Raw genomic sequence first — 3488 nt, 5'->3', positions numbered from 1 at the left:
TTTTAGAGGAGAGATTTCTCCACAAGTTGATACATCGATATCAGCCCTGAATGTACTAATACCTTCATTCGGATGATATTCAGGATATGTATGAACAGTAATGTGGCTCTTATCCAGTTGCATGACAACATTATTGGGTAAAGGGCCGGGGGATTCCTCATAGGTACCAGTCGGCACTTCTACGACAGGTCCTTCGGAAACAAGCATCGTTACACTCGCACCCTGTGGAATATAATCCTGTTTCGCAGTATTCAAAACGTGTGCTCCAATTAAATCCGAAACATTATGCAAAATCTTCGAAAGCCTTTCTGCATTATACTGTTCATCGATATATTCTAGGTAGGCTTCGCGTTCTTTCTTTGTTTTTGTAAAACAAATATCATACATATTAAAACTTAATGATTTCGTAAGATTATTAAAACCATGGAGTTCAATTCGTTGTTCTGGTGTAAGTTTCATGATCGATTCCCCTTATTTTTTTTACAACTGTTCTTATAGTTACCCTTTATTAGAAATAAAAAACTAAAGGGAAGAATTTATGGCTAATAACCTTAATAAAAAAAGAGCAGTTGCAATAAATATGTAACTGCTCTTTTTCCCTATTTTGCTTCGGATTGTATTAATTTCTTTCTTTTAATCGGTGAAAGTGCACGTTCTAACCACCCTAATAAAATGTCAGCCAGAATAGCCATTAATGCTGTTGGTATAGCTCCTGCGAGAATAATTGCGGTACCATTCGAAGCATTGGTTCCCCTTACAATGATATCACCCAGCCCACCTGCGCCGACGAATGTGCCGACTGCAGTTACACCAATTGCAACGACAAGTGCCGTTCGTAGACCAGCCATGATGACAGACAGGGATAATGGCAGTTCGACCATTCCTAGTAATTGGAACTTCGTCATCCCCATAGCCTTACCCGATTCTAAATAGGCATGATCAATGTTTGTAATTCCTACATACGTATTTCTTAGGATTGGTAGTAAAGAATATAAAAACAATGACAAAATAACTGTGTTTGTCCCCAGTCCCATTACTAACATAAGGAGAGCAAGCATTGCTAAGGCTGGTGTGGTTTGTATGACATTAGTTATCGAAAACACCCAATTACTCAACTTTTTATGCTTTGCGATGAATATACCTAGCGGGATAGCAATGATTGCTGCAAATAGAACTCCGTAAGCAGACATTAAAAAGTGGCGATAAAATTCAGTAAGTACGTACATCCAATTCTGGGAGTAATACGTTCCCAGTTGTTCCAAGGTTTCCATTAGATTGCACCTCCCATTTATTCAAAATAATTATGCGCTTCAAGGAACTCCGTTGCTACAATCGATGGTTCTTTCAAGTTTCCATCAACTTCATAGTTCAGTTCCTGCATCGTTTCGGTTGTGATTTCTCCAATTAACTTAGTTAGTTGATTTTCTATTTCCGGATATCGTTCTAACGCATCTTTCGTGACAACAGGTGAACAATCATAAGGAGGGAAATATTGTTTGTCATCTTCTAAAAGCTGCAAATTATTCACCTTAATCCGTCCATCTGAAGAGTATGCGAGGACAATGTCCATCTGACCATTTTTGACAGCGTCGTAAACTAGTCCAATTTGCATCGGATAGGTTTCTCCGAATTCTAATCCATAGGTGTCTACGAATCCCTTATAGCCGTCCCCTTTTCTTTTCAGCCAAGCACTATCGACACCTAATCTCAAATTCCCTGCATCTTTTTCCAAATCCGATATTTTTTTATAGCCTTTTTCCTCTGCCAATTCATTTGATATCGTAAATGCATAAGTATTATCAAATCCATAAGAATCGTAAAATTTGAATCCATATTGTTTTTTAAATTCCTTTTGAACAATTTCCATTGCCTTTACTGGATCTTTTTCAATATCCTGAGCTAAAACACTCGTTAAATCCGTCCCCGTATAACGAGTTGCGGCTACATCAATATCCCCATTCTCCATTGCTTGTTGCTGGACGAAATTCGAACCTAAATTCTTAATAATCTTCGTATCAAGGTCTGTATTTCGTTCAAGTAGTTGTGCTATCATGTTTGCCAAGATTTCGGATTCGGTCATACTCTGCGCACCAATTTTAACCGTTTTTTCAGAAGATGACMCCAACCCAGGCAACGAGCAGCCGTTGATGAATAATGAAAACACTATAAGGGTAGTAAAACTTATTTTTCTTATTTTTTTATACATGGTATTCCTCCTCAAGCAACTTCCTTCATACCTTTTAATCCTTTTGGTACGACTTTTCGTTCAATGATCGAGAAAACATAATCCACCAGGATAGCCATGATGATTACCGGTACAGCACCTGCGATGATATATTCTGTTTGGTATAAATTCAAACCAATAAATATGTAATCTCCAAGTCCTCCGCCTCCAATAAAGGAAGCCAATGTTGCCCAGCCAATTAAATAAACAGAAGCAGTGCGAATCCCAGCCATAATGACGGAAAGTGCAAGAGGAAATTCAACTAGAYGAATTCTCTCCCAACTCGTCATCCCGATGCCTCTACCAGATTCAAGTAAATTTTTATTTACACCTTTAATGCCTGTATACGTATTCCTGAGTATAGGTAAAACAGAATAGAAAAATAACGCAATAATAGCGGGTGTCTTCCCAACACCGAGGAATGGAATGAAAAATGCTAGTACTGCCAAGCTTGGCAACGTCTGCATGATGTTTGCAATTCCAATAATTATAGATGCGCTTTTTTTCATACGGGTCAACAAAATGCCAAGCGGTACAGCAACTAGTATTCCAAGGAATACAGCAATCATAGATATATATAAATGCTCCCACGCCTTGTAAAGCAACTCAAGCCAATTCGTTTGTAAAAAATCGAGCAATGTTTCCATCTCATTCACCTCCTAAAACATTTCAGCCATTTCAGCCACTAGATTATCTTCTTCCCCCCAGATGCTGTCGTACACGATGTCAACCAGTGTAGCTCTAGTAACAATTCCGACCAAATGTTTATTTTGGTCAACGACCGGCACATATTTAAATCCGCGTTTTAAAATCTTCTGAACTGAATCACGGATTAATGAGTCTTGATTTACAGAATAGACTTCAGTTTTGATTACTTCACTAATAAATGTAGCTTTTTTACGATATTCACTAATCGTTTCAACATCTACAAATCCTTTTAATACATTCTCTTCATCTACCACGAGCAGAGAATCCACTCGTTTTTCTCTCATAATAGTGATAGCGTTAGTAAGAGACTTTTCCTCAGTAATTGAAATGGGATTACGACTCATGATTTGTTCGACCAATTGCACGTTTGGTCTTGTTTGAAGCAATCGTTCTTTACCGATAAATTCTTCAACAAATTCATTGGCTGGGTTTCTGAGAATTTCATCCGGGGTTCCCACTTGAACGATTTCTCCAGCCTTTAAAATCACAATACGATCAGCAAGTTTAATCGCTTCATCCATATCATGGGTAACAAAAACAATTGTCTTATTAAGTG

The 3488-nt window shown here is 38.0% G+C and carries 5 protein-coding genes; all 5 read right to left on the bottom strand.

Features of this window, described 5'->3' with window-relative positions; genetic code table 11:
- The coding region (locus AC1DUW_RS23715) for an S-adenosylmethionine decarboxylase (protein ID WP_477643609.1) at window positions 1-459 on the bottom strand (459 nt) is incomplete at its 3' end.
- A gap of 140 nt (window positions 460-599) precedes the next feature.
- Window positions 600-1271: an ABC transporter permease gene (locus tag AC1DUW_RS23710; RefSeq protein ID WP_053346307.1), complete on the bottom strand. Its 672-nt coding sequence runs from the start codon at window positions 1269-1271 to the stop codon at window positions 600-602.
- Window positions 1272-1288: 17 nt separating this feature from the next.
- The gene (locus AC1DUW_RS23705) at window positions 1289-2206 is read right to left on the bottom strand and encodes an osmoprotectant ABC transporter substrate-binding protein (RefSeq protein WP_477643608.1); all 918 of its coding nucleotides are present in this window, start codon (window positions 2204-2206) and stop codon (window positions 1289-1291) included.
- A gap of 11 nt (window positions 2207-2217) precedes the next feature.
- Complete coding sequence (locus AC1DUW_RS23700) at window positions 2218-2871, bottom strand: ABC transporter permease (protein ID WP_477643607.1); 654 nt, start codon at window positions 2869-2871, stop codon at window positions 2218-2220.
- A 12-nt stretch (window positions 2872-2883) separates the two neighbouring features.
- Window positions 2884-3488, bottom strand: a 605-nt coding sequence (locus AC1DUW_RS23695; RefSeq protein WP_477643606.1) for a CBS domain-containing protein, incomplete at its 5' end; no start/stop codon positions are given.

This window comes from Peribacillus sp. P4_C12 (genome assembly GCF_056402095.1).
This window is presented reverse-complemented; position numbering and strand designations above follow the sequence as displayed.